The 25,627-nt window shown below is 44.7% G+C and carries 23 protein-coding genes; 2 read left to right on the forward strand and 21 right to left on the reverse strand.

Going from position 1 to position 25,627, the window contains the following annotated elements; all coding sequences use genetic code 11:
• Window positions 1-132 precede the first annotated feature (132 nt).
• Window positions 133-3,168, forward strand: a complete 3,036-nt coding sequence (locus MCG46_RS12535; protein WP_240280307.1) for a bifunctional diguanylate cyclase/phosphodiesterase — start codon at window positions 133-135, stop codon at window positions 3,166-3,168.
• Between the two features lie 129 nt (window positions 3,169-3,297).
• Here the strand turns inward: MCG46_RS12535 and nudC are convergent, their stop codons facing one another.
• The 8 genes from nudC to MCG46_RS12575 all read right to left on the reverse strand — a co-directional run bounded on the left by nudC (window position 3,298) and on the right by MCG46_RS12575 (window position 9,404).
• A complete protein-coding gene (gene nudC / locus MCG46_RS12540) occupies window positions 3,298-4,128 on the reverse strand; it encodes an NAD(+) diphosphatase (protein WP_240280308.1) in 831 nt (276 codons plus the stop codon).
• A 53-nt stretch (window positions 4,129-4,181) separates the two neighbouring features.
• Complete coding sequence (locus MCG46_RS12545; protein WP_240280309.1) at window positions 4,182-4,622, reverse strand: hypothetical protein; 441 nt, start codon at window positions 4,620-4,622, stop codon at window positions 4,182-4,184.
• A 148-nt stretch (window positions 4,623-4,770) separates the two neighbouring features.
• Window positions 4,771-5,118 (reverse strand): DsrE family protein, encoded by a 348-nt coding sequence (locus MCG46_RS12550; protein WP_154237830.1) that lies wholly within the window; start codon window positions 5,116-5,118, stop codon window positions 4,771-4,773.
• 76 nt (window positions 5,119-5,194) lie between these two features.
• The gene (locus MCG46_RS12555; protein ID WP_240280310.1) at window positions 5,195-5,734 is read right to left on the reverse strand and encodes a ClbS/DfsB family four-helix bundle protein; all 540 of its coding nucleotides are present in this window, start codon (window positions 5,732-5,734) and stop codon (window positions 5,195-5,197) included.
• 188 nt (window positions 5,735-5,922) lie between these two features.
• Window positions 5,923-7,374 (reverse strand): glycoside hydrolase family 1 protein, encoded by a 1,452-nt coding sequence (locus tag MCG46_RS12560; RefSeq protein ID WP_240280311.1) that lies wholly within the window; start codon window positions 7,372-7,374, stop codon window positions 5,923-5,925.
• A gap of 3 nt (window positions 7,375-7,377) precedes the next feature.
• Window positions 7,378-7,752: a PTS lactose/cellobiose transporter subunit IIA gene (locus MCG46_RS12565; RefSeq protein ID WP_240280312.1), complete on the reverse strand. Its 375-nt coding sequence runs from the start codon at window positions 7,750-7,752 to the stop codon at window positions 7,378-7,380.
• Window positions 7,753-7,787: 35 nt separating this feature from the next.
• A complete protein-coding gene (locus tag MCG46_RS12570; RefSeq protein WP_240280313.1) occupies window positions 7,788-9,041 on the reverse strand; it encodes a PTS sugar transporter subunit IIC in 1,254 nt (417 codons plus the stop codon).
• 18 nt (window positions 9,042-9,059) lie between these two features.
• Window positions 9,060-9,404, reverse strand: a complete 345-nt coding sequence (locus MCG46_RS12575) for a PTS sugar transporter subunit IIB (RefSeq protein ID WP_240280314.1) — start codon at window positions 9,402-9,404, stop codon at window positions 9,060-9,062.
• Between the two features lie 195 nt (window positions 9,405-9,599).
• On the opposite strand from MCG46_RS12575, the gene MCG46_RS12580 reads away from it, so the two are divergent.
• On the forward strand, window positions 9,600-11,489 hold the full coding sequence (locus MCG46_RS12580) for a BglG family transcription antiterminator (protein WP_240280315.1): 1,890 nt from the start codon (window positions 9,600-9,602) through the stop codon (window positions 11,487-11,489).
• 150 nt (window positions 11,490-11,639) lie between these two features.
• Here the strand turns inward: MCG46_RS12580 and MCG46_RS12585 are convergent, their stop codons facing one another.
• From MCG46_RS12585 to rimO, 13 genes are all read right to left on the reverse strand, one after another.
• Complete coding sequence (locus tag MCG46_RS12585) at window positions 11,640-12,212, reverse strand: AAA family ATPase (protein ID WP_020224110.1); 573 nt, start codon at window positions 12,210-12,212, stop codon at window positions 11,640-11,642.
• Window positions 12,213-12,342: 130 nt separating this feature from the next.
• A complete protein-coding gene (locus MCG46_RS12590; RefSeq protein ID WP_240280316.1) occupies window positions 12,343-12,846 on the reverse strand; it encodes a MarR family winged helix-turn-helix transcriptional regulator in 504 nt (167 codons plus the stop codon).
• Between the two features lie 65 nt (window positions 12,847-12,911).
• On the reverse strand, window positions 12,912-13,610 hold the full coding sequence (sigK, locus tag MCG46_RS12595; protein WP_020224112.1) for an RNA polymerase sporulation sigma factor SigK: 699 nt from the start codon (window positions 13,608-13,610) through the stop codon (window positions 12,912-12,914).
• A gap of 2 nt (window positions 13,611-13,612) precedes the next feature.
• Window positions 13,613-14,353 (reverse strand): sigma-E processing peptidase SpoIIGA, encoded by a 741-nt coding sequence (locus MCG46_RS12600; protein ID WP_240280317.1) that lies wholly within the window; start codon window positions 14,351-14,353, stop codon window positions 13,613-13,615.
• A 926-nt stretch (window positions 14,354-15,279) separates the two neighbouring features.
• Window positions 15,280-15,840 carry a VanZ family protein gene (locus MCG46_RS12605; protein WP_240280318.1) on the reverse strand — a complete coding sequence of 187 codons (561 nt, stop codon included), beginning with the start codon at window positions 15,838-15,840 and terminating at the stop codon, window positions 15,280-15,282.
• Between the two features lie 137 nt (window positions 15,841-15,977).
• Window positions 15,978-16,511, reverse strand: a complete 534-nt coding sequence (gene hpf / locus MCG46_RS12610; RefSeq protein ID WP_020224115.1) for a ribosome hibernation-promoting factor, HPF/YfiA family — start codon at window positions 16,509-16,511, stop codon at window positions 15,978-15,980.
• A 135-nt stretch (window positions 16,512-16,646) separates the two neighbouring features.
• A complete protein-coding gene (locus MCG46_RS12615) occupies window positions 16,647-17,588 on the reverse strand; it encodes a dipeptidase (protein WP_240280319.1) in 942 nt (313 codons plus the stop codon).
• A gap of 12 nt (window positions 17,589-17,600) precedes the next feature.
• Window positions 17,601-19,118 carry a DUF2779 domain-containing protein gene (locus tag MCG46_RS12620; protein ID WP_240280320.1) on the reverse strand — a complete coding sequence of 506 codons (1,518 nt, stop codon included), beginning with the start codon at window positions 19,116-19,118 and terminating at the stop codon, window positions 17,601-17,603.
• A gap of 142 nt (window positions 19,119-19,260) precedes the next feature.
• Window positions 19,261-19,575 (reverse strand): nucleotide pyrophosphohydrolase, encoded by a 315-nt coding sequence (locus tag MCG46_RS12625; protein ID WP_240280321.1) that lies wholly within the window; start codon window positions 19,573-19,575, stop codon window positions 19,261-19,263.
• Window positions 19,576-19,689: 114 nt separating this feature from the next.
• Window positions 19,690-20,931 carry an aminopeptidase gene (locus tag MCG46_RS12630; RefSeq protein ID WP_020224120.1) on the reverse strand — a complete coding sequence of 414 codons (1,242 nt, stop codon included), beginning with the start codon at window positions 20,929-20,931 and terminating at the stop codon, window positions 19,690-19,692.
• Between the two features lie 23 nt (window positions 20,932-20,954).
• Entirely contained in the window at window positions 20,955-21,854 is a 900-nt protein-coding gene (locus MCG46_RS12635) for an ROK family protein (RefSeq protein ID WP_240280322.1), read from the reverse strand.
• A gap of 621 nt (window positions 21,855-22,475) precedes the next feature.
• Window positions 22,476-23,855, reverse strand: a complete 1,380-nt coding sequence (locus MCG46_RS12640; protein WP_240280323.1) for an alpha/beta hydrolase — start codon at window positions 23,853-23,855, stop codon at window positions 22,476-22,478.
• Window positions 23,856-24,115: 260 nt separating this feature from the next.
• Entirely contained in the window at window positions 24,116-25,438 is a 1,323-nt protein-coding gene (gene rimO, locus MCG46_RS12645; protein ID WP_240280324.1) for a 30S ribosomal protein S12 methylthiotransferase RimO, read from the reverse strand.
• Window positions 25,439-25,627 lie beyond the last annotated feature (189 nt).

Genomic DNA, 25,627 nt, shown 5'->3' on the forward strand with positions numbered 1-25,627 from the left:
TTGTTGAACCTGTGCGGAAAGTGCGTGCAGAAGCCTCAATAGAAACTTGGTGAATTGTTAGGAATTCACCCTTTTCAAAGAAAATTTGCTATAATGAAAACAGCACTCCTTTGATGACTGGAGGGATTGAACATGACAGCATCCTCTTTCAGCAGCGTTCCCGATTCGGCATTCTCTATCTTTACTGCAGAAAGCGCAGATTTGATCACGTTTCTGCAGACAGACGATGGGAAAACAAAGATCGAAGCCCTCAATCGAATTCTGCAGCCGCTGAATCTCAATGAAATTACACTGTACCGCACGCTTTCTTCCGAATGGGAGAGCTGGTCATTGTCCGATACCAAGCTCATCGGTCCTTCATCGGATTCTTCGCAGAGGATCGATGAGATTCTGACAGCTTTGACAAAGGATGATTTTTATATCAGTCCGCATGAACTTTGGATTCGGATTGAGGCCCAGCCCTGGACCCTGCTTCATCTGGGCCATCGTCAAAAGGCTTGGCAGGAGAATGAATTGATGCTGATCCGCCAGCTGCAGCAGTTCACGGCCGCTCATCGCCGCTGTCTGAGCAGCCATCAAAACGAGATCCAGTTTTTCCATGAGATTATGGATCAGATTCCGACCCATCTCTGGATTTCCGACGCTCAGACTCATGAAATATTATTCATGAACCAGGCGATGAAAGATGACTTTCAGCTGGATGCACCGGAAGGACAGCGGTGCTGGAAAGTTCTGCAGCGAGACCGGCAGGGCCCTTGCCGAATCTGTCCGCTGCCCGATCTGTTGACTAAGACTGAAAAGGGTCTGCCGCACAAGCATTGGGATCACAGAAACACACTGAATCAGCGGATATACCGCAACCATGATTCGCTGATCCATTGGACGGATGGACGGCTTGTTCATTTTCAGCATGCAATTGACGTGACCGAATCGCATCGCTTGCGCTTTGACGCGGATACAGATGAACTGACGGCCATTCCCAACCGGCGGGCGGGTCTGCGCCGGCTGGAAGAGCTGCTCGAACAGGTTGGACAGGGAAAGCTCGGCATAACGGCGGCAATGCTGGATATTGATCAGCTGAAAGTCGTCAATGATCAATTTGGTCATCAGGAAGGGGATCTTTTGATCTGTCAGATCAGTAAAACGGTTTCCCAGCAGCTTCAGCAGGATGATTTGTTTTTCCGTTTAAGCGGAGATGAGTTCATCGTTGTTTTCACAGAAAAGAGAACCGAAGAAGCGGAGGTTGTTCTGAATCAGGCCCAGCAGCAGCTTCAGGACTGGGCGAAGAACGAGCACAAAGCCTATCGCTGCAATTTCTGTTACGGATTAATTTCACTTCCGTCAAACACGCAGCTTTCCAGCAGCACCCTGCTGTCGCAGATTGATGATGCGATGTATTCCCAAAAACGACTGCTGCACATACAGCTCAAGGATTCAGAAAAAGCGCAGATGCAGCTGAATGATTATCAAGGGGAAGGGGTATTCAGCTATGATTCAGCTTATCTGTATGATGCACTGGTGGAAAGCACTGACGATTATATCTTTATCAACAATATGCGGGATGATGTTTTCCGCTATCCCCAAGCCATGGTGGAAGAATTTGGTCTGCCTGGTCAAATCGTCCGCAATGCCGCGGCGATCTGGGGAGAGAAAGTCCATCCGGATGATAAAGCCGCTTTCCTGGAAGCCAATCAAATCATTCTTGACGGCCGCGCGACTTCGCACAATGTTGAATACCGGGCGCTGAATCAGCGGGGAGAATGGGTATGGGTACGCTGCCGCGGCAAAGTCGTTTTTGCCAGCAACGGCAGTCCGGTGCTGTTTGCCGGATTCATTTCCAATTTAAGCCGCAAAAATAAAACCGACCGGATTACCGGACTTTTCAATAAAATGGTTTACAGCGAGGAAGCTCAGCGCTTGTTAAGCCATCGGGCGGATACGCCTTTGACGATCATGCAGCTGGGTCTGGATGACTTCAAACACATCAACGACTTCTATGACCGCAGCTTCGGCGATGAGATCCTGCGGATCAGCGCCCAGCGAATCATGAGTCTGCTTCCGGAAAATGCCGAGGTCTATCGGCTGGATGGTGATGAATTCGGGATTTTGATCAGCGGGGCCCAGCCCCAGGAAATCCTGGGAATTTACGCCAAACTGCAGACAGCGTTTGATCAGCAGATGATCTATGAAGGCAAGCGCTATTATTGTACGCTGTCCTGCGGCTGCGCTACTTATCCGCAGGATGCCAAAAACTTTCTGGAACTGGTCAAAGCTGCCGGCTATGCTTTAGAACAAGCCAAACTGAACGGGAAAAACCGAATTGAATTTTTCACGCGTCAAATCCTGGCCCGAAAAATCCGTTCCCTGGGCATTATTGAAAAAATGCGGGAATCCATCGTCCAGAATTATGCCGGCTTCTTCTTGATGTATCAGCCGCAGGTCAGCGTCACCACCGGACAATGGACGGGTTTGGAGGCACTGGCCCGATGGAATAAGGAGCCCTATGGTCTGGTCCCGCCCAACGAATTCATTCCGCTGTTGGAAGAAAGCGGAATGATCAGCCAGGTTGGCCGCTGGATTTTCTTTCAGGCCTGCAAAAAATGTGCCGATTGGTCGGCCTTGGCGCCAACCCTGACAATGAGCATCAATCTTTCCTATATGCAGCTGATGGAACCTGGGTTTATTGATTATATGCAGCAGACCCTCGCAAAGACGCAGGCCGATCCCCGCCGCATCATCGTTGAAATGACGGAATCCGTCATCGCCTCCCGGGCTCATTCGCTCGAGCACTTATTCCAACGGATTCATGACCTAGGTCTGCGGATTGCGATGGATGATTTCGGAACCGGTTATTCGAGTCTTGAAATGTTAAAGAAAATGCCGGCAGATATCGTAAAAATAGATCGGGCTTTCGTCCATGGCGTCGACGCCAGTAATTTTGATGAATCGTTCATTCAGTTCATCGTGGCAATCTGCCATAAAGTAAATATCGAAGTTTGTGCCGAAGGTGTGGAAACCGAGGCAGAGTTCCAGATCCTATACCCAATGAATGTCGACATGATTCAAGGGTATTATTTTGGAAAACCGATGGAGGAAGAAGCGATTGAGCGCCATCTGCGGACTAGGATGCAAAAAGTATCGGCGCAGGAATCGTCCGTCACGGAATAAGTTCAGTCTGATCAGACGATCGTGGCTGTCTTGAATCCTGGATTTGTCCAGCCTTGTGAAATGCTCAGCCAAATGAAAACAGGGAAAACTCCCTGCTTTTTTTTATCCCCTTCGTTTTCTAACTTCGTTTTACAAACGTCCCTGGCGAAAATGTTCGATCATTTGATGACCAATGCTGAAAGGATCGGGATTCACTGGAATTTCATCCGGCGACATCCAGCGGGCAGCGGCAATTTCCTCCGCCTGAAGCGTAAACTGCGGACTTCCCTCCAATTCACCGACAAAGGCCATCATCTGAGTTGAGGAAAAGGCCCAGGGCTGCGATCCATAATAGCGCAAATGCTTCACCTGCAGACCGACTTCCTCTGCGATTTCCCGCGCAGCAGCTTGTTCCAATGTTTCGCCGATTTCAACATATCCCGCTATCAAGGCCATTCTGCGGCCCGTTGAATGACCCTGAACAACGAGCAGCTTATTTTGATGTCTGTCGATCAGAGCCGTGATCACACAGGGCGCAATCTGCGGATATTCGATCCTTCCGCAATGCGGACAGACACGTGCCCGTTCACGCTTACTGTCCTGCAAAGGCTGACCGCAGACACCGCAAAAGCGATGGCTTTGACGCCAGCGCTGCAGCTGTACGGCAGTGATGCCGGCCATGGCCAGATAATTGGGCTTCAGCTGACGAAACTGGGAGATGGGAAACCAATGCAAAAAAGGTAAATCAACCGTCTTTTCATAGAGAAAATAGGCCTCCTCGTCAATTTTAAATAAAAAGATCAAAGTCTCTGTCTCAACTGATGATAACATCAGCTCAGCAAGGCGGGGAAACTCAAGTCCGTCCCTCCCCGCCATCATCGCAGCCTGTTCTTCTATCAGCATGAAGATTCGATCATTGGACTGGGGAACATGCGGTTCAAATTGATTGTAAAAGTGATGCGGATTTATTTCTTCGATCATAATAGCCTCCTGAATACCATCAGGATTATATCACATTCTGTCAGAAAATGAGGTTACCACCAGAAGAAGACGCGCGGCTGACGCAGCTGCAGTGTTCCAGGACTCGTTAAGTGCAGCGACAGACGAAGTTGTTCTGCTTCCTTTGGAATATCCAAACACTGATATTTCCATTGCCACTGCGGGGCTGCCGTCAGCTGAATTTGTTCTTCTTTAACGCTTGTTCCATCCTGTTTTTGATAGCGCAGCGAAATGCTCACCGTTTTCCTTTGGCTTGCCCGCAGCCAAGTGCTGAGATGCAGCTCTGTGCGGTCTTTCACCCAGATCGGCAAAGCGTAATTCAGCTGCGTGGTTTGGCGGCTGGACGTCTGCGTCATGACACAAACATGGTGACCTTGTGAAGAAGAAGGCTGCCAGCGTACATTTCCCTCGGAAGTAAAATACAACAGGGAATTTTCTGGCCCTGGACGAAACTGGGCATTGTGCAAATGATTCATAATGTACTCCTCCTTTAGAAATCCATGATTTCCTAAACCATCATATGCCCTTCTCATCTGTCCCTCTGAGTGATAAGCCGTTTATCCAAAAGAAAAAGACCGCCGGCTGCGATCTTTTTCCATTCTACGTTCTTGAAGATCAATGACTTTAAGGCTTAATGTAGGCAAACCCAGCCTGCTGCTTCTGCGCCAGCTCAACGACGCCGGCAGGGACAACTGTGGTTTTCTCAATCAGGGTCTCCGGTTCGATCGACTGGGCACGCAGCGCATTCCTGCAGGCCGCAAACACAACACCCTCGGCTTTCGCCTGAGCCATGATAACGCTGAGCGAATCCGCCAGCGCTGAGGGCAGATAAGCACGAACTGCCGGACCATTAGCCAGCACTTCAATTTGATAAGTTTCCTTATTTTGATGCAGCCAATCCAGCATATTGCGGACATTGCCCAACGCCATCGCCCAGTGCTCCATTTCATCAACGTGAAAAATTACGTTCATTTCTTCGCCTTCTTTCTGTGTCTTATTGTATCACAATTGGTATAAAACACAGTGAAGTTGCATCTTTCAGACCACTTTAAGCCTTGCAGTTTTTAATATGGGCTTTCAGTTTTTTCATTGCCCAATCATAATGACTGGATGTGCAGCTGATAAAATAAGAACCAAGTGTACTGCCTCCGACCCAGGAATAGCTGCCTTTGGCAAACAACTGTTCATTCGTTAACGTTTCAGCCAGAGCGACCACTTCTTTATGTGACTGATCCAACTGCAGCTTAGCCTGTTTTAGCGTCGTCGCCTGATGCTTTTTCCAAAATCCGACATTCATCACCCCATAGGTCTTCCAATTATAGGGTTCCGGAATAAACGGCTTCGGATCACCGCTTTGATTGGCGGCATACCAGTTCAGCAGAAGCTGATGCCATTCGTAAAGATGGATAAGCACATCTTTTAAGTTCTGATCCCGTTTCCAGTGGGCTTCTTTTTTCTTCTCATCCTGTTCAAAATGAAAAGGCGTATTCAGCTCCGTTTCCGTCATCGTGCTGATCAGGTTCAGCAGTTTATCATAATTGGTATTCGCGGCTGCAATCAGATCTTGTTTTGTTGTTGGTCGGCTCATATCATTTCCTCATGCGTTCTGCCTGCAGAACGTCTTTCTTTTTATAAGTCTATCATACAAGTTAATACTTGACATCTGCATGTCAGATTTAATTAAAAATTATAAACTAATACTTCCTGCTTTCCTAAGAAAAAAAGGAATCCGCATCCGGTCTCCTTCTTTCTGTTCTTTGAAGATCTGTTCCCCATTTACAGATCACTGCCGCGGCTGGCAATCACTTTTTGATACCAGTAAAAAGAATCTTTTCGATATCGGTTTTTTGAGCCATGACCCAGATCATCCTGATCGACATAAATAAAACCATAGCGTTTACTCATTTCGGCCGTTCCGGAGCTGACTAAATCAATCGGCCCCCACGGCAGATAAGCCAAGACCTTGACGCCATCCTGCAGCGCTTCTGCAACAGCCTGGATATGCTGACGCAGATAGTCAATCCGATAGTCGTCATGAACTGTCCCATCCGTAAAAATATCCTCATAACCGAATCCGTTTTCAGCAATCATGATGGGTTTCTGGTAACGATCCCAATACTGACTGATCGCGTTGTACATGCCCAAGGGATCAATCGTCCAACCCCACGCATTCGCTTTTAAATATGGATTTTCACTGATTGAGGCGGGATTCATCGTATTCTTTTGGGAGTCCAGAGTCCGTGAATAGTAATATGAGAAAGCCAGAAAGTCCAATGTATTCTCTTTCAACAGAATCTTATCCGCTTCGGTAATTTCAACATGAATATCATTTTCTTTGAAATATCTCAGCATGAAACCAGGATATTCCCCACGCAAAGGTACATCCGCATAAAAATATTGCATTCGATTTCGTTTCATCGTAAAGACGATATCTTCCGGCCGGCAGGTCATTGGATAATACGTACAATCTGCCAGCATTATTCCGATTTTAATCGCAGGGTTGATTTTTTTGGCATAAGCTTTAATCTGAGCGTCAATCAAAAATTGATGATGAATTGCAATGTACTGATCTTCGGTCAAATTCTTCGTTTGATCTCTTAAAATTCCTAAGGATTTAAAAGAACAGTATTGAATCAGATTGGTTTGATTAAAGGGTATCCAGTATTTAACCAAACTACCGTAACGATCCAGCAGCACGGTCGCATAACGAACCATGAATTCGATCAGCTTGGGATTTTTAAAACCGCCGTATTCCGTCAGCAGAGGCAGCGGAATATCATAATGAAACATCGTCACAATCGGTTCCATTCCGGCTGCAATCACTTCCTGAATTACTTTGTCATAGAACTGCAGCCCTTTTTCATTGGGCTTAAGCTCATCCCCGCGAGGGAAAATCCGCGGCCAGGCGATCGAAAACCGAAAGCTGTTCATGCCCATCTCTTTTAATAAAGCAATATCTTCTTTATAGCGATGATAGAAATCATTGCCATAACGTTTCGGATAATACCCTTCCTGATCGGCAACCGCTGCGGTTAACGTCGCCAGAGTATGTTCATTCTCCACTAATTTTTTTCGATAATGTACCCGATCCAGTTTGGCATTGTACCGATGAATATCCGAAGTGGAAAGACCGCGCCCATCAACATCATAGGCCCCTTCCATCTGACACGCAGCTGTCGCCCCGCCCCAAAGGAAATCCTCCGGAAACTTAAATCTTTCTTTTTCCATTCTTTACCCTTCCCTTTTCACTTCGTTCTGATTCACAATCAATTCGTATAATTCTATCAATCGTTTTATATTGTTGATTTCACACATCGTCGTCATTAAATGATCCTGAGCATGGGTAAACAACAGGGAAGATTCATGAACGATACCGCGTGCCTCTTCCTGGATCATCTGCGTCTGTGCCTGATGGGCCTTCAAGATTCCTTCGCGATCTGCTTGTTCCAGCTTGCGGTAAGCTTCCACAAATTTTTTTTCTTTAGCATATTGAAAAGCCTCATCTGCCATGGTTCTTGCGTTGCCGGAATGCAGAATAATCTGCATTGCCATCTGATTTAAGTCAATATCAGAAGATTCTAAACGTTCATCATCAGTATAAGTCATTTTGATATTCCTTTCTTTTTTTGTTGAAGCTACCTTTAATCCAATTGATCCAACTGCAGTTCGTTTTGCTCCTCAGCAATTCTTTGTTTCTCATAAACCTTAAAGAACGGATACCAGGTTGCCAGATAAAGGATAAACAAGATGACGTAAACAAGAACTGCACGCAAATCCTCCGTGATCATAACACTCGACAAAGGGGCAGGAATCTGTCCGACTTGAATCATTTTAGACGGTATATTCAGCAGACCACTGCGCATTGTAAACCAAACGACCAACGGGCCAGTAATCGAATTGATCCACATAGGCACCATCAGCAGCGGATTCATAACAATCGGCGCACTGTACATAATCGGCTCATTAATATTGAATATCGAAGGTAAAATCGTCAGCCTACCTACTGTCTTTAAGCTTTTTGATTTAGAGAAACACATCAGCAAATTCAAAGTCAAGGTCGCTCCCATTCCGCCCATCGTAATCAGACCGGCTGTGAATACCGCTTCATTGGTGGCGATGTTCATCGGTGCCAGACCCGCCTCCACCGCTGCGATATTAGCTGCAATGCCAGCCATAAAAATCGGGGTCTTTACACCATTCCACAGCCAGTGAGAAATGCCCAGGGTGTAGAAAAATGTCATTAAGAAAATTAACAGAACAAACCCCGGCAAAGTCTGGCCAAAATTCTGAATAGGGGAAAACAGCAGGAGAACCAAAGCAAACAGGTCGATATTTAAATAGAAGGTCAGGAAGACAGTCAGTCCAATCGAGGTGATAATCGGGATAATATTCTGAACCCATCCGATCACAAAATCCGGCAGACTTGAATTACTTAATAAGTTGAGTTTACCTACAAGATGGAAAAGAATGGATACCATATAGCCTGCAGCAATGCCTACAATGATCCCGGTTGGGCCAAAGCGATTAAATTCAACGGTGAACATCCCATTGGCATCCAATACCGGTTTAATAAACATAATGAAAACAGAGATGGCGGTTAAACCGGCATTGATCGTATATTGTGTATGACCTAATTTTTCCATCATTTGATTAGCGACCATGAAGGCTGTCAATAACCCCAGCATGCCGAAAGAGAAGTTGATGATCCGAATAAAGTTGGGCAAAGCCGGAATATATGAACGCAGAACATTATACAGATGAATACAGGATCCCGTCAGAATAAAGGGGATAATCTTCTGCATGGAACTGGATAATGCAGCTACAACCGGTTTTTGCGAAAATTTATTCATTGTTGGTGTAAATGAATTTGTCAGCCAATTCATAAATCGTTTCATAAGTTATTCTTTCCTCCCTTACAGATCGTTTTGCGTTTGATGCTGGTATAATTCAACTGCCAGCTCGATGAGTTTTCCTCCATCCAAGCTGCCGTAGACTTTCTGGGGAATGACCCCGACCGCAACGTTATACGGCTTCGCTAATTCCGTGAATTTCGCTTTGAAATTTTCATAGTGCGGCGCCAATAACAGCACGTCAATTTTTGGCAGATACAGGACAGCTTCCGTTTCACTTTTAGCCTCAATTTTGATATCAAGACCTTTCTTCTTAGCCACCTTCCGTGCTCCCTGGGCTAAAAATCCGCTGGATAAACCGGCTCCGCAGCACAATAGAACTTGAATGGGTTTTGTGTTTTTTTCCATTGATATACTCCTTTCCCATCTCGCAAAATCATTATAATTTGTCTGTGAATTTGTCTCAACTTGACCTTTGCCCGCTGAAGTGCACAAGGATGACTCAAGTCAGAATACTTGCACGCTGCGGTGAAACCAGTTAGATTGAATAAGATTTTTATTTTCTATATAATAAGGCTAACGAACGGCGGTGAGACGATGGCGATGAACAAAAAAAAGACCCTGCTGCTTTATTTATGGGAGCGGAATTCCTTTTGTACAGCTTCAGAATTGGCGGATGTATTAGATGTTTCCATTCGCACTGTTAAAATGTACGTGAAAGAAATCAATACGCTCGCACATCATAAAGTGATACTTTCATCCAATAAGGGATATACCGCATTAAAAATCAACGATCTTGGCTTTCTCGATGAACCGCAGACGCTGGCATTCAGTTATTCAGAACGTTCCATCTATATCATTAAAAAAATTCTGATTGAACATAAGCCGCTCAACACCTTTGATCTTTGCGATGAATTATTTATCAGCTATTCAACTTTAAAAAGTGATCTGGCGAAAATGAACACGCTTTATCAAATCTTTCATATCCATTTTTCTACGCAAAACGATATTATTCAAATTAAAGGATCCGAAAAAGATAAACGGGCTTTATTATCCAGTATTATTCGCCAGGAAACCAATAATCGGATTCTCGATCTTGCCGCATTGAAAAAATCCTTCAATCCTACAGAAATTGAAAAAATATCGCAGATTCTCAATGATTTTTTCAAGAAGGACACCTTCAATCTTAATAATTTTTCATATACTAATCTGCTTTTGCATTTTGCGATCCTCATTGAGCGCGTAAAAACAGGTCATTATTTATCTGAGATCCGTGAAATTATGATTAAGAATCCCGAAGAGCGGAACTTGGTCAATCAGCTTTCGGCCCGGATAGAGCATGATTTCAGCATTCAGTTGAACACTTACGAAAAAAATGAAATTTATATCTTCTTTAAAACAAATATCAATTATCTTATTGATTCCAACTATGCAAAGCTAAGAGAATTAATTGGTGAAGATTATCTCACTCAGATTGTTAAGATCCTTGAAGAAATATCGCAGCTTTATTCGATTGATCTGAATCATGAAAGTTTTATTATTCCCTTTGGTCTGCATATCAAATCGCTGATTACGCGGGCTTCCTTAGGCAAGTACAATCGCAATCCTCTATCGGAGAAAATAAAACAGGATTGTCCGATCATTTATGATATCGCTATTTTTATCGCTCTGCGTCTTTCGGAAATCTATCAAGTTGAAATCCCTGAAGATGAGATCGCCTTTATTTTTCTGCATGTCGGTACAGAAATTGACCGTCAGAATACCGAGAATGACAAACTCCATTGTATCTTGCTTTGTTCAGATTACCTTGGTTTGGAAAAGAAAATTTATCATCAGCTCATGCAGGAATACGCCGATGAGATCCTCATTGAAACTATTGTTTCCAGTTATGAAGAATTGAAACAGCATCATTTTGATCTGTTAATCACATTCCTTGAGGATGAACGAAATTATGAATATCCTTTCCTTTTACTGCTTCCTTTCCAGCTTGACAAACAGAAAAACGAAATTCGTGAAAAAATTTATGAAATCCAGCAGACCAAAAAGAAAGCTCTGATCTTTAATCACTTCGATCATTACTTTCATTCAGATTTATTCTTGGTTATGGAGGATGTTAGTCAGGATTATGTAATATCGACGCTCTGCGATCAGATGGAACGACTGGGCTTCATCGCCGCTTCATTTAAGACCTTTGTCAACGAACGGGAAAGAGCGTCATCCACAGCCTTTGGCTGTATTGCAATTCCGCATTCAGTTCACATGGATGCCTATCAGACTAAAATCGGCGTTGCCGTGAGCCGCAGCGGCATTGTTTGGGGAAATAACGTCGTCAATATTATTTTGTTGATTGCGATCAACAAATATGATAAACAAGTTCTTTTAACTATCAATGAGTTTATTTTATCCATGTTTGAGAATCAGGAGATCCTCACCTTGGCCAAAAACACTTCCACTTTAGCTGAATTTAAAGATATTATACTGACTAACCTTTAAAATACGCTGTCCCCGACGTCAATCAATTCAAACAGAATACACCTGTCTTCGATTCCTCATCCAGCATGGCCTAACAAAAAATGTCCCGGATTCCAGCTTTTAGACTTTAGCTGAAAAATACCAGGACATTTTTATATTGATCTTTATTTCTTAACCCTTCCAGTTTTTCGCGGCCAGTACAATCAGGTCTTTGGCCAGATCCAAACCGATGGAACTGTTGATCATCAGATCATAGGATTCACTGTCGCCCCATTTTTTATCCGTGTAATACTCATAATACGCTTTGCGCTCTTTATCCGTCCGCAGGATCAATGCTCGGATATCCCGTTCCTTGCGATTATAAAATGTTTTTACCCGCTGAATTCGATCCGGCAGCGGTGCGTTAATGAAGACGCTGCAGATGTTTTGTCCGTGCAGAACATAATCAGCGCACCGCCCGACAATGACACAAGGCTGCACCGCCAGCTGCTGAATGATCTCGGATTGGGTCATGAATACCTGAACGTCAATCATCTGCGTCAAACTGAACAGCGGATTGCTTAGCACAGAACGCTTCATTTCCTCATTTTTGACAACCTCTTCAGAAAACCCCGTCTTCTCTGCGGTCATCGAAATTACTTCTTTGTCATAATACGGAATCTGCAGCGTTTCCGCTACTTGACGTGCAACATCGCGCCCGGCTGAACCATATTGCCGGCTCACTGTAATGATTGGTAATCCCATGTTTCTTCCCTCGCTTCTCCCTATCTTGATAATCTCATTGTAACAGGGCGGAAATGAATGTCAACTGAAAGAAAAGACCCGCTTTGCAGCAGGTCTTAATTGAGAATCTTTAAATGCACAGTGATTGGATTTAAACTGGGGCTTGCGTTTTCGATTTGGCTTTCCCAGATGTGCGCCGCTTCGGCTTTTCATTTTTTTCCAATTCTGAACGGAAATAATTCAAAATCTTTTCCAGACTTTCGATCATCACTTCTTCTTTTTCCAGATCCAGATCGGCAATGCAGCTGTCCACCATTTCTTCATGGAATTGATGATGAATCCGCAGCACTTCATTGGCCTTGCCGGACAGCAGCAGTCTGACTACCCGCTTGTCCTGCAAATCCTTGCATTTTATGATATACCCTTTGCGGACCAGCGAATTCACGGCGACGCTCAAAGTCCCTGGGGTCACCATTTGCAGTCGGGCAACGTCACCTAATGTCTTGGTTTCACTTTTCTCAACATTTTCTAAAATATGAACTTCCGTCATTGAAAGCGTGACACCCTGATGTTTCATATACTGTTCTTCAATAAATAAAATATGGTTAAATACTTCAACCAGCAAACCATTGACTGTTTCGCGAACACGACTCATGATGCCACCCCCGTCGTGTCCATTGTAGCCTTTTCTTTCAGACTCTGTCAAGGTTTATCCGCGCTTTATTCCTGTTTGATCAATTGATTTCTAAGCTTTTGAATGATTCGTTTTTCTAACCTTGAGATATACGATTGGGATATGCCTAACTGATCCGCGATGTCCTTCTGCGTTAATTCTTCATGGTTAATGCCATACCGCATTTCCAGAATCATCCGCTCATTGTCTTTCAATTTGCTCATGGCTTTCAACAGCTGCCGTTTATCTTCTTCCGCATAAAAGCTTTCTGCGACGATATCGCCTTCTGTTCCAAGAATATCGGATAACAACAGTTCATTACCGTCATAATCGACATTCAGCGGTTCATCAAATGAAATCTCTGTTTTTCGACGGCTTTTCTTGCGCAAAAACATCAGAATTTCATTTTCAATGCAGCGCGAAGCATACGTCACTAATTTTATATTCTTATCCCGTTTGAATGTGTTCACGGCTTTGATCAGACCGATCGTCCCGATGCTGATCAGATCCTCCATAAAAATCGGATTCGTCTCATAGCGTTTGGCAATATAAACAACTAAGCGCAGATTATGCTCAATCAGTGTATCCCGGGCCTGCTGATCACCATTCTCCAAAGCAATCAGTGCCGCTTCCTCCTCATCGCGGGCTAGCGGATGCGGCAGGACGTCATTACCTTGAATAAAATAGACCAGACGGCTTCGCTTTCCGAACAGAAAAATCTTTAACTTCAATAACCAACGTTTCATTTCTATCCTTGACCTGTAAACAGCGTGACGTTAAGCAGAGCATCATAACCGCAGTCGTTCAGTGTTTCACTGAAGGCCAGCCAGACCGGCTGCGAACAACCACCCTGAATCTGCAGTGAAGCCGGAATGGCCGCCACCTCACGAACACCGGCAATGGTTTGAATAGGAAGTACACGAACCGGCTTCGTTGCCAGCCGACATTGGATTTCATGCGTGCAGAAAATAAGCGGCCGGCCTTCGATCACAGCACTGTTGCCGGAATCTAAGTAGCCGGATAAAGCTAATTCACAATCCCCTGCCCGTAACGTGACCGGATATAAAAAAGCCGTTTCTGACAATCCTTGACCGATTTTCCGCTGAATCATGAAATCCCAAAGCAGTAAGATGCCGGCCGCCACCAGCCATTGCCAGCAAGAAGCGGGTAAAAATAGTTGAAAATGAACAAGGGATCCCTGCCACAATTTCATCAATCCAAATTCCAGCAGAAAACGCATACCCAAGGCAAAGACGGAGGCCTGTAAGCCGAATGAAAAAATGGCTAAAACGCTGATCAATTCTATAATGGCACAAATCCAGATCGCTCCCTCAAACCAGCACATACAGGCCGTTAGGGGAGCCAGAGGACTCAGTATCAACAGCTTTTTCAACCGTACTGGCCGGCGGCAAAGCCAAGCTGAACTCAACCATACAGAACCGTTCAAAATCGTTCCCAATATTACGGTTACTTCCACATAACTGTTCACGCTTTTCTCCTTTCTCTACGTTCTATGATAGAAAAAGAGCTGAGCATTTTTTGTCGTTTTGCCCACCTGGTCTGTGAAAGTTCATTTCAGATAGTTCCGAATAATAGATCAGAGATTTCTAGTGCGAACCTAAGGTAAACATAGAATCCCTGGGAGGTTCGCACCAGAAATATGTGAAAAATGAGGAAAGAGTTGCAAGTAAAATGGTTATTCGCTATTATAGAAGTAAGATAAGAATCACCTAAATATCAATTAGTTTCTTATTCGCTGTCGCATCGCTCACAGGCGGTGCGTGGATTGAAATTGTTATATTCTTAACAAAATCAAGAAATTTCTGGTCGCATAGCTCACAGGCGGTGCGTGGATTGAAATAACATGACAGAAGATGATATTAAAGGCTATGTTGTCGCATCGCTCACAGGCGGTGCGTGGATTGAAATCCCGTCAGTAGTTAACTCAGTTAAGCCTGTCGGGTCGCATCGCTCACAGGCGGTGCGTGGATTGAAATATTATAGAAATCTATTTTAACGGAAAACGAGCTGAGTCGCATCGCTCACAGGCGGTGCGTGGATTGAAATTATTTTGCCTATCGTCATGCGCTCTGTTGCCGTTGGTCGCATCGCTCACGAGTGATGCATGGATTGAAATTTGCCATGGATTGGTGGAAAAACCAGTTTAATCAAGTGCATCGCTCACAGGCGGTCAGCGTGGATTGAAATCACAAAAACCCTGCTGCGGTTTTGGATAAGAATGTCGCATCGCTCACACTACAAGGATAAAATATACAGAAAAAGAGGACTGATCATCCTCTTTTTCTGTTTGTATTTCAACACGTTGATTAAATATTTAAAAATGATAAATCTAGCTTAGTTATATAAACCTCCGTAAATGACATAGGCAGCACAATTAGAATCACACCTCTTGAATCAAAATGAATCTGTATTATCTTTTAATAGAACTTCCTTTCCCCATTTCGTGTTTTGTAATGCTTTAAATATCAGCCAGCCTAACATACCTCCTGCCACATTCATAATCAAATCATCAATATCTGCAGAACGGCCAATGAAATACTGCAAAACTTCTATAAATAAAGAACTTCCTGCAAGACTCATTAGGCAGATTCCTGCTTTGCGGCATTGAGGTAAGCATACGGGGATGAAAAAGCCTAGGGGAACAAACATTGCAATATTCAATAATAATTGCTCGATCATTCGCGCAAATCCCATTTGATAGGTTTCCTGTATCCAAACAAACGGAATAAAATTAACAAGATATACAGGTGGAAGAAACGCATAAGGTCCAAACATGATAAGGTCAAGACCCACGGTTGCAAAAAATACCAAAAGCCCATAAGCGACTAGTCCCCAAACCATCAGTTTACGAATTTTTGTACGATCAGTACGCCTGCGATATCTGCGCGTGAAAAACCAGGCAGCTAAACAAGAGATCGGCACACCGATAATCGAAATTCCAATAACCATTCCCATATGCTTTATACCCCTTCAAATTAGAATCTTATTATACTCTCAAAACCAGACTTTAAAATGACTGCTATCCAAATGATAAAGTGACAGTTCAGTCACACGAAAAAAAAGAACGGCGTTAACCGTTCCTTGAAATTCAATTATTCGTCTTCCGTCTCCAAGAGGCCATAACCTCCGCTGTTACGTTTGTAGACGACCGCAATTCCGTCCGTTTCTTCATCCGTGTAGATAAAGAAGGAATGTCCCAGCATCTCCATTCGCATAATTGCTTCTTCCAGATCCATACGCTGAGCTTTGACTGTTTTAGTTCTGACAGCGATATCTCCTTGATCCAGCTTTACATTGTCCTGTTCAACAAAGCTGAGCGCCAGTTTTTCACGATGGCGGCGGGATAAGCGTGTTTTCTGGCGGCGAACCTGATCTTCTAACTTATCAATCGCCAGATCAATAGCCGCATATAAATCTTCATGTTCAACTTCTGTTCTCAAGATTCCTACTTTGGTAGGGATCGTGACTTCAATTTTCTGTGTGAGAGGATAAGTGCGTACAACAACACGGGCTCTTGTTTCCGGATCAATTAACAGATATTTGTCTAAGAAAGATAATTTCTTTTCAATTTTCTGCCTCATTCCTTCCGTGATGCTGACATTTTTTCCGACAATCTCAAATTTCATGGATAATTCCTCCTTTGATGTACTTTTAGTATAAGCTGTTCCAAAGAAAAAAATCAGTCTTTAAACGTCTCTACTTTCGTGTTATACTGAAAGCGTAAGGGCTGATTTCTGTAAATCAGCCCCTTTTTCTTACATTTATGATTTTAAAACTTGGCGCAGAAGCTTTAAGACATTATCATAGCCAATCGCTTGGCACTCCATTTCTGAGAAGCCCTGCGTTTTCAGACCCTTGATCAGATTCTGCGCCTGAACGGCACTGGCAAGATCGCTGCCCATGGATGTCGCATGATCTTCAAAGAAATCCATAAAATCAAATCCGACTGCAACATGCTCCACTCCGACTAAATCCGCAATATGACGGCCATGGGCAGCCAGATGCAGCGCATCCTGATTTTCAGGATTGGCATCAATGAAATTCTTCGCTGCATTCAAACCGATCACACCACCCTTGGCGGCAATCGCCATGATCTGCTGATCAGTCAGGTTGCGGTGCACTTCGCAGAGCACACGGGTATTGGAATGAGTGGCGATCAGAGGACCGCGCACAATCTCAACCATATCCCAGAACGTTTTTTCATTTGTATGTGATACATCCAGGATCATTCCCAATTCATCCATCTTTCGGACAGCTTTGCGGCCTTCTTCGGTTAATCCGCGCGTCACAGTCCCCTTTACGCCGGTGGCCAGCGCATTTTCATCATTCCAGCACAAGGAAGCAATGCGAACTCCCTGATCATACAGCCATTGAATTTTTTCCTCAGCCTGATCCCGGATTCCGCACATGCCTTCTACAGTCATCACAACATGCGGTTTTCCGGTTTCTTCCAGATCCGCTTTGGATTTTACCCACGTAACGGCATCCAAATTTTCTTCAATTTCCTGACGGGTGGCTAAGACCATTTTCTGCATTCGCTCCCAGTCTTCTGATCCTTCAAAATAACTGGCAATGCCTACGCCAAGAACTTCACCCTGCAGTAACTTGGGCAGATGCTCCTCTTTCAATACGTGCATTTTTCCCTGTTCGTGCTTGCGCAGGATGTCCCAGCCGATATCGGCATGCAAATCAAAAATTCTCATTTTTTTCCCCTTTCAAGCAGCGGATGCTGCTTCCTTTAACTGATGCTTGGCTTCCCATTCAATCAGTTTCTTTTTCAATCCTTCCATAACAATAAGCATGGAATAAGTATCCAGTCCACAGTATTGCAGCAAGTGATCACGAATAGCCTGATGGTCGGTTTCCGTGTTGTTCTGATCCAGATTGCGCCATTGAACCACGGCGTCCATCCCCTGATGAATATCCAGCTTCTGATAGGTTAAATTCTCATCAAATAACGGCAGCAGGGTCTTTAATGAATAGTAGCCGCGCATCCGCGTATCGTAAAACAGGCCGGCCTGAAACGGAAAAGCTAAATCAACCATACGGGCATGGATTTTCATCAAGGGCTTTGCCCGATCCGGAAAACGAGCAGCCAGCTCCTGCAGCCGGATCTTCTCCGCTCCTTCGGCATTATAAGCGATCACGCTGCCTCTGGACGGCAGATCGTTTAACAATTTTTCAACAAAGTCTCTCCGACAGTCATGGACGCCGATAAATTCCCGATGAATCAAAGTCCCGTCCGCTTCTAAAATATGCAGAGAATACTGAAATGGCAACACCTGATAGCTGCGCATTCCTTCATAGGGCGGCACAGCATACGTTTCCCATTCAAAATCCAGGAAACAGTACGGATATTCCAAAGTACCGTCAAACCAGGTCTTCAAACCAAAGTAATCAAGGTAACAGCCGCCGTTTTGAGCAGCCTTGATCTGGGCGAACTGCTGGCGGGTGCCTTCTAAGCGATCATAATCCGCATCCTGCAGTTTTAATCGACCTTCCGCCGCCATCTGATTTTTATATTGAGATGAAACCAGGGTCAGAATTGAATCCGCCTCCAGCTCTTTTTCCGCTGCGAAACAGCGCTCATAATAAACGCATTTATTGCGTCGGGTACAGCGATTGGTTTTTACCGAGTCCGGTTCCCCCTGATCCAACAGCTGATCCATTTGATCAAGAAGAAGCTGAACCTCGGTTTTTTGCTTTTCAATGGCGTCGGCGACTTTTCGAGCAGGGTTCCCTGAATCATTGTAAAAGCGATCAGAAATCAAAAAAAGGGCTTGCGGATCTAATTCTTTGCCTCGAATATAATCAGGATTGAGATGAATGATATAAAACTGAACGATAGAAATGCCCAGCTTCTCCAACACCCAGTTGTTTAGCATATAGCTGAACGCTTCATCTTCTTTCGGCAGATGACCGCCGTAAAGAAAATAGACCTCCCACCCCGCGCTTCCGTGATGCAGAAATGGAATTTTAACGCGCAGCTGATTGTATTCAAAACGTGCTGAAACCAGCCACTCCTGTTGATTGAGAGCCGCCATCGCAAGGGAAGGATCATCACCGCGAATACCGCGAAAATGTTCGTTAATTTTTAATTTCTGGCAGGCCAAACCGGTCAGATCTTCATCCATTCTCACAAAAGGAGAAAAGGGTGGTGTCGGTTCTTTTTTTGACAGCCAGAAATATTTCGGACATCGCTTAAATTTTTTACAATCTGAAATATGAACCATGAATAATCACCTTTTTGATTATATCATTCCCCATCAGGCAATCCAAGAAAAGTTTTTGTCAGCAGTATCGTCAAGCATGAAACGTCCAGAAGAAACATTCAAAATTCACACTGACTTTTATTCTGACCATTCAAAATTCCTCCTATAGCTGATCGTATTTTGTGCTTTTTCCTCTGGCTTTCTCCACCGGGTATTTTTCACGGTTCTTTTCCAACTTCTGCAAAATAATCGTTTCGGCATCCACACCCAGCTTTGCGCTCATCAGCAGGCAATAGTTCATCACGTCTGCCAGTTCCTCACAAACCTTTTGCTGATCAAACTCGGCATTCCATTGGAAACATTCCAACAGTTCACCCACTTCAATCGCAATTGACTTGGCCAGATTTTCCGGACTGTGAAATTGATCCCAATCGCGTTCTTCATTAAATTTTATAATTTCTGCTAATGCTTTCTTCATACATCCACCTCATCCTTTCAAGTATATCACGGCTATCGTGAAAAGGGATATCCCTGATCCTTTTTCCCGGCAAAAAAAGGCGCTTCTTCGCGCCTTTGTTCTTTCTGTGCTGGTTTAGGCTTCAATGCAGAACTTTCCGTCTTTGAAGAAAACAACTTCCGTTCCATCCGCATGAACACCCGTGATCTGCATATCGTCGCTGCCGAACATGAAATCCACATGGACCATTGAGAAATTACAGCCTTTGGCCTTCATTTCTTCTTCACTCATGTCCTGTGAGCCTTCCATATTCATCGGATATGCCCGGCCCAAAGCGAGATGACAGCTGGCATTTTCATCAAATAAGGTATTATAGAACAAAATTCCAGACTGGGAGATTGGGGTATCTACATCGATCAGCGCGACTTCACCAAGATAAGCGCTGCCTTCATCAAATTCAATCAGGCTGGCCAAAGCGGCTTCTTCTTCCTCCGCATGCCAGCGCACAGCTTTGCCCTGTTCAAATTCAATCCAGAAGTTCTGAATCAGCTTGCCCTGATAGCTCAGCGGCTTGGTTGCCTGAACGCGGCCTTGAACGCCCGTTCTTTTTGGCATTGTAAAATTTTCTTCAGTCGGCATATTGGGATTAAAGACAACACCATGCTGGGATTTTTCACAGCCGCCTTCCCAGATATGACCTTCCGCCAACTCCACAACCAGATCGGTTCCCTTTTGGTTTTTAAAATGCAGGGAAGCAAACTGCTGACGATTCAGCCAGTCGTTGTGAGCGGACAGCTCCTGGTTATGTTTTTCCCATAGAGCGATCGGATCCTGATCCTTTTGGATGCGCACGGAAGCCAGAATGGCGTTCCACAGTTTTTCCACGGCCGCTTCCGGCGTTTCGTCCGGAAAGACTTTCAGCGCCCATTCCGGATTCGGGATCGCGATGATCGACCACTGACCTTCATTAGCCATCGTGTAATTTTGGAACTTCTCCAAGGCTTTGCGCCGCGCCGCAACAACCTGCTGCACCTTTTGTTGATCGACGTCTTTCATTATTCCAGGAATGCTGGAGTCAATGTTCAAAATGCAGTAGCCGCGGTCAACAAATTCCTGTTCCCGCGCCACAAGCCAATCCGGCACACGCTGAAGCACCGCGGTATCCGCGTAATCATAATCGAGCTTTGTGAGCTGATCATCCTGCCACAGCACCACCACTTCGCCTGCACCTGCGCGATAGCCTTCTTCAACACACAGCCGGACAAACGGCGCTGAATCCACCTGCGCTTTAATCACCAGCAGCTGTCCTTTCTGGACATGAACGCCCAAGCGGACAGCCAGTTCAGCATACTGGCGCAGACATTTTTCTGAAATCAAGGTTATTCCTTCTTTCTGTTCTGTTAGTTTCCGTGAGAGATTGGCAGCATTGCCGCACCGATAATTCCCGGTTCTTCCAGCTTGGCTGTTTCAAAGAGCGTATCCCGCATCGGGACATGCACAAGATTCTTGAAATTCGCAACAACTTTATCCATAAATACGTCTTTGGACTGCATCATGCCGCCGCCGATCACAAACATCCACGGATCCGCAATATGCGCGATGACTGAAAACATCACAGCCAAATCATAGGCCATATTATCCACAATCGACTGCGCCTGCGGATTGCCTTGTTTTGCCAGATCAAACACATCCCCGGCATGCCGGATCTGATCCCCGAACAGCGCTTTACCCTTACGGGTAATCGCCACTCCGCTGGCTTCATTTTCCACAGCGCCGATATTCAAATGATTGATCTTTTCGCGGTTGCGGTCAATGATAATATTGGCGATTTCACCTGCGTGACCATGCTTGCCGCTGACAACTTTGCCATCGACGATTAAGGCGCCGCCGATACCGGTCGAAATCGTGACATAATAGACGACCGGCAAGCCCTTTCCAGCCCCGACTAACGCTTCCGCTAGTCCGGCAACATTGGCATCGTTGTCAACATAAGCCGGCATATTGAAGTTCTGCGTCAATTCCGCCGCAATAGGATATTGTTCAAAACCCGGCAGGTTGGTCGCCATCAGCATTTTTCCGTTGATTGTATCCACCGGCCCCGGCACCCCGACGCCAATCCCCTCACATTCAGTATACCCCGGAATTTCCCGGATCATTTCCATCATGTTGTCCATGACCTTCCGCGGTCCCTCCTGAGCCAGCGACGGACGTTTGACTTCTGCCAAAACAATTCCATCACGCGTAACTTTGGCAACGCGGACATTCGTTCCCCCTAAATCAATTCCTAAATATGTTTTCATACTCTAGGTCCTCCTTAGATTTAATTATAGCGAAAGCTGCAAGGGGTTACAACTAAAGACCGCATCGAAAAGTCAGGTTTTTCAGTGCGGCGCTGGAAGTCCAATAAACAAACCAATTTTTCCATACATAATCAATCATTCATTCACTGCTCAGTTTTAATCCTTCATAACAGGATTTCAGACATCCATCAGTTTAGTGTTGATCAAGCTTTGTTTGAACGAACTTATCAATGTAGTCAACCGTTTGCATTTTTTCACTCAAATCATCCACAATGTCCTGAATTTTCACATCTCCTTTACCATTTTTCCAATAAAAAAAGCTGTTTTTCTTTCAAACGGAGGCAACGTGATTTCCGCTGCTCCTAAATGAAAATACAGCTCTTTTTTTGATTTTTTCCGGATTGATTTCCAGTTTCTTTCAGTCTGTCTAGATCGCGAGTTTCTGTCTTTCAGAATTTTATATAATCCTGCAACGCTGCCGTTTGTAACTCAAACTTTTGTCCTCACTCGCAAATTTCAATTCTGACCTGATCGGCATCTTGGTTTTTAAAACTGGTTTCGCTTATTTTCAAACCTGATATTGATTTAACCTTATTTATAAACAGGCCGATTCTCGCATGATTAATGTGTCGACTCGGTCGTAATGAAAGCTGCAATGTCCTTGATCACCCGCTCATCCACAACCGCCTTCTGCATATAGTAAGTATTCGGATTCGCATCAAAGTCACCCGGCATCATCAAATGAGATAACCCCGGATAGCTGTGGAAAGTCCAATTTGATCGTTCGCCATAAGTGGCCTTCCATGTTTCATATTCCTGCAGCGGAACCTGATAATCTTCTTCTCCCTGCAGTACCAGAACTGGTTTCGTTATCGCTTCTGCCGTTTTAACCGGATCATAAGCAAGCAGATCTTTCCAATAAGCCGGATAAGCTCCTGCGACTAATTCGTCATCAGCTAACTGATCCAGCTGATTCAGCTTATCCAGCTCAGCCAAGGCTGCATCAACCGCTGCTTTTTCCTGATCTGTATTCATAAACTGAGCTAAATGAGCATATTGAAATCGCATTAATGAGGCTAAATCCGTTACCGGTGCAGCCATCATAATATAACCGGCAGCCTGCGGTGTTTCCGCGGCGACGCGGGGAATGCATAACCCACCTAAACTATGACCCAAGACATAGATTGCAGCGGAATCCACTTCTGGCTGCCCGGCCATGAATTCAACAATATCCACGGCATCCTGGACTGTTTCCTGATCAACCGTCAGCTGTATATCAGCGGCACAATCTGCGCCATAAACATAGGTACGCTTGTCATAACGAAGGGTTGCAATCCCCTGTTCAGCCAGACGATAAGCGATATCCTTAAAAACGGTATTGCCGTAAATTGTTTCATTGCGGTCATTCGGCCCGGAACCGTGAACCAGAATGATGACCGGAACCGGCTGTTCCTTGTTGGGCAATGTCAGCGTCGCCGGCAGATCCTTTCCATCCCGCATCGTGATTGTCAATTCCTGTTCACTCGCGCCTTCCGGTAATGTCAGGGCCGCAACATCACTTGGTTCAACATATTCCGAGAAATTAACGCCTGCGATTTGATCCTGATCGTCAAAGACGACATTAACACTTAAATTCTGATTTTCAAAAAGAACCGGGACCTGAACAATCTTGTAGGCACCCTGTTCGATCTCATTGGCTGTCTGAATTTCTTTCAGCGCCCCCAGTTGTTTCAATGAAGGTTCCAGAGAAGCCTGCAGCTGAGCCGCAGCTTTCTGCATTTGTTCATCGTAGGCAAAACCTTTTAACAGCTTTTCAAAATCGCCGGCTCCCAAGGTTTCTACATACGCTTTTGCAATTTCTTCGCGGCTGCCTGTCACTTTATCCGTAACCTCCGTTCCTGGTTCGTCGGTCTGTGTAGGCTCCGACGCTTTTTGACATCCGCCCAGAACAACTGCCATCAACATTAACCCGATCAATCCTTTTTTAACTGCTTTGTTCATTTTATTTTTCCTTTCTGATCTCCATCAATTAGATGTTTATCTAAATGAATTATAGGATCCTCTTCTGTCTTTGTCAATTCTTATTTTTCTTCTTTTCCATCTTCTTTCCTTTGACATACTGGCTGACTTTTAAGGTTTCCCAACGCGCGTATCTACTTTTAATAGATTCCTCATTTCAACTCAATTCCCCCAAAGTAAAAAAACTCCGTCTGTAAATCAGACAGAGTGGTGTTGTCTATAATTTCGTTTTGATATTTCGGCTAAGCTGTCACTTCTTCAGCATCACAGGCATCAACGCCAATTAAATCATGATGCCGGGCCTTCGTTACTTTAACCCAGGCAAAGGTCCCCGGCTGATAGCTGCGGGAGCTTTTAAACTTGATCAGTCCGTCAATTCCGTCAGGCGCACTGTGGATGCCGCGGCCATGGTAATAGCCCGTTAGTCCATCCTGGTTCTCAATCAGAACTTCCAGTGTCTTGCCAATCAACGCTTCACCATTTTCCTGCGCAATCTGATTTTGAACTGTCATTAACCGTTCCAATCGTTCATCCATGATTTCCTGGGAAATCTGACCTTCCATGGTATATGCTGGAGTATCCTCCTCATTGGAGAAAGTGAAAGCACCCAAACGATCCCAACGAACTTCCTGAATAAAATCAATCATTTTCTGGAAGTCTTCTTCTGTTTCCTGTGGGAAACCAACGATCATCGTTGTCCGCAGGACTGGCATTTCATAATTCTCCCGAATCAGTTTCACCGTCCTCAGAATACTTTCCACGCTGCCGCGGCGATTCATCAGCTGCAGCATTTTATCGCTGCCATGCTGAACTGGAATATCGAAATAAGGAATCACTTTCTTCAGATCCTTTATGCCTGTAACAAATTCATCATCAATTTCATCAGGATACAAGTAAAGAACACGAATCCAATGCAGTCCTTCAATCGCATTCAGTTCCGTCAACAGATCCCAAATCCGCCGCCGGCCGTAACAATCAGTGCCGTAGCGGGAGGTGTCCTGAGCGATTACGACGAGTTCTTTTACCCCCTCGGACGCCAGCTGTTTTGCTTCCGCAACCAGATCTTCAATCGGGAAAGAAACGTATCCGCCACGAATTCCCGGAATAGCGCAATATGAACAGCGATTATCGCAGCCTTCGGCAATTTTCAGATAAGCTGTCCATGGCTTGGTCGAAACTAATCGAGTATTCTTGCCATACCCATCCAGCACTTTTTCGCCTAAAACCTGCGTTAAAATCTGTCCCATCTTCGGATATTCGCTGATCGTCAGGAAATAATCAACTTCCGGCATTTCCGCCTGCAGATCTGCTTTGTAGCGCTGTGCCAGACATCCGGCAACAATCAGCTTCCGGCAGTTTTCATTTTTATATTCTGCCATTTCCAGAATCGTGTTGATCGCTTCCTCCTTAGCGGGTTCAATAAAGCCGCAGGTATTCACGATAATCGCTTCCGCCTCATGAACATTATGAACAATTTCATGACCGGACTGCCGCAGCAGCCCCATCATGCGCTCGCTGTCAACCAAATTCTTGCAGCAGCCTAAAGATACAACTCCTATTTTCATATTCAGTTCCTTTCTTTCTTTTTTATAATTCCTACATCGAGATCGCTGACATTATAACATAAAAGCTTGAAATTGCCATTTCCAGATTGTACCCCACCCGCTATTGAAGCCCAGTTTTCAACATTTCAGGATCAGATTATGGAGTTTATTATCTGACTTGACCTCGATAAACTATGCTACAATAAAGAC

The organism is Holdemania massiliensis (genome assembly GCF_022440805.1).
Classification (GTDB): domain Bacteria; phylum Bacillota_I; class Bacilli_A; order Erysipelotrichales; family Erysipelotrichaceae; genus Holdemania; species Holdemania massiliensis_A.

Excerpts from the sequence above, each read along its gene's own strand:
- MCG46_RS12535 (WP_240280307.1), top strand. The coding sequence starts at position 133 with ATGACAGCATCCTCTTTCAGCAGCGTTCCCGATTCGGCATTCTCTATC.
- nudC (WP_240280308.1), bottom strand. The coding sequence starts at position 4,128 with ATGATCGAAGAAATAAATCCGCATCACTTTTACAATCAATTTGAACCG.
- MCG46_RS12545 (WP_240280309.1), bottom strand. The coding sequence starts at position 4,622 with ATGAATCATTTGCACAATGCCCAGTTTCGTCCAGGGCCAGAAAATTCC.
- MCG46_RS12550 (WP_154237830.1), bottom strand. The coding sequence starts at position 5,118 with ATGAACGTAATTTTTCACGTTGATGAAATGGAGCACTGGGCGATGGCG.
- MCG46_RS12555 (WP_240280310.1), bottom strand. The coding sequence starts at position 5,734 with ATGAGCCGACCAACAACAAAACAAGATCTGATTGCAGCCGCGAATACC.
- MCG46_RS12560 (WP_240280311.1), bottom strand. The coding sequence starts at position 7,374 with ATGGAAAAAGAAAGATTTAAGTTTCCGGAGGATTTCCTTTGGGGCGGG.
- MCG46_RS12565 (WP_240280312.1), bottom strand. The coding sequence starts at position 7,752 with ATGACTTATACTGATGATGAACGTTTAGAATCTTCTGATATTGACTTA.
- MCG46_RS12570 (WP_240280313.1), bottom strand. The coding sequence starts at position 9,041 with ATGAAACGATTTATGAATTGGCTGACAAATTCATTTACACCAACAATG.
- MCG46_RS12575 (WP_240280314.1), bottom strand. The coding sequence starts at position 9,404 with ATGGAAAAAAACACAAAACCCATTCAAGTTCTATTGTGCTGCGGAGCC.
- MCG46_RS12580 (WP_240280315.1), top strand. The coding sequence starts at position 9,600 with ATGAACAAAAAAAAGACCCTGCTGCTTTATTTATGGGAGCGGAATTCC.
- MCG46_RS12585 (WP_020224110.1), bottom strand. The coding sequence starts at position 12,212 with ATGGGATTACCAATCATTACAGTGAGCCGGCAATATGGTTCAGCCGGG.
- MCG46_RS12590 (WP_240280316.1), bottom strand. The coding sequence starts at position 12,846 with ATGAGTCGTGTTCGCGAAACAGTCAATGGTTTGCTGGTTGAAGTATTT.
- sigK (WP_020224112.1), bottom strand. The coding sequence starts at position 13,610 with ATGAAACGTTGGTTATTGAAGTTAAAGATTTTTCTGTTCGGAAAGCGA.
- MCG46_RS12605 (WP_240280318.1), bottom strand. The coding sequence starts at position 15,840 with ATGGGAATGGTTATTGGAATTTCGATTATCGGTGTGCCGATCTCTTGT.
- hpf (WP_020224115.1), bottom strand. The coding sequence starts at position 16,511 with ATGAAATTTGAGATTGTCGGAAAAAATGTCAGCATCACGGAAGGAATG.
- MCG46_RS12615 (WP_240280319.1), bottom strand. The coding sequence starts at position 17,588 with ATGAGAATTTTTGATTTGCATGCCGATATCGGCTGGGACATCCTGCGC.
- MCG46_RS12620 (WP_240280320.1), bottom strand. The coding sequence starts at position 19,118 with ATGGTTCATATTTCAGATTGTAAAAAATTTAAGCGATGTCCGAAATAT.
- MCG46_RS12625 (WP_240280321.1), bottom strand. The coding sequence starts at position 19,575 with ATGAAGAAAGCATTAGCAGAAATTATAAAATTTAATGAAGAACGCGAT.
- MCG46_RS12635 (WP_240280322.1), bottom strand. The coding sequence starts at position 21,854 with ATGAAAACATATTTAGGAATTGATTTAGGGGGAACGAATGTCCGCGTT.
- MCG46_RS12640 (WP_240280323.1), bottom strand. The coding sequence starts at position 23,855 with ATGAACAAAGCAGTTAAAAAAGGATTGATCGGGTTAATGTTGATGGCA.
- rimO (WP_240280324.1), bottom strand. The coding sequence starts at position 25,438 with ATGAAAATAGGAGTTGTATCTTTAGGCTGCTGCAAGAATTTGGTTGAC.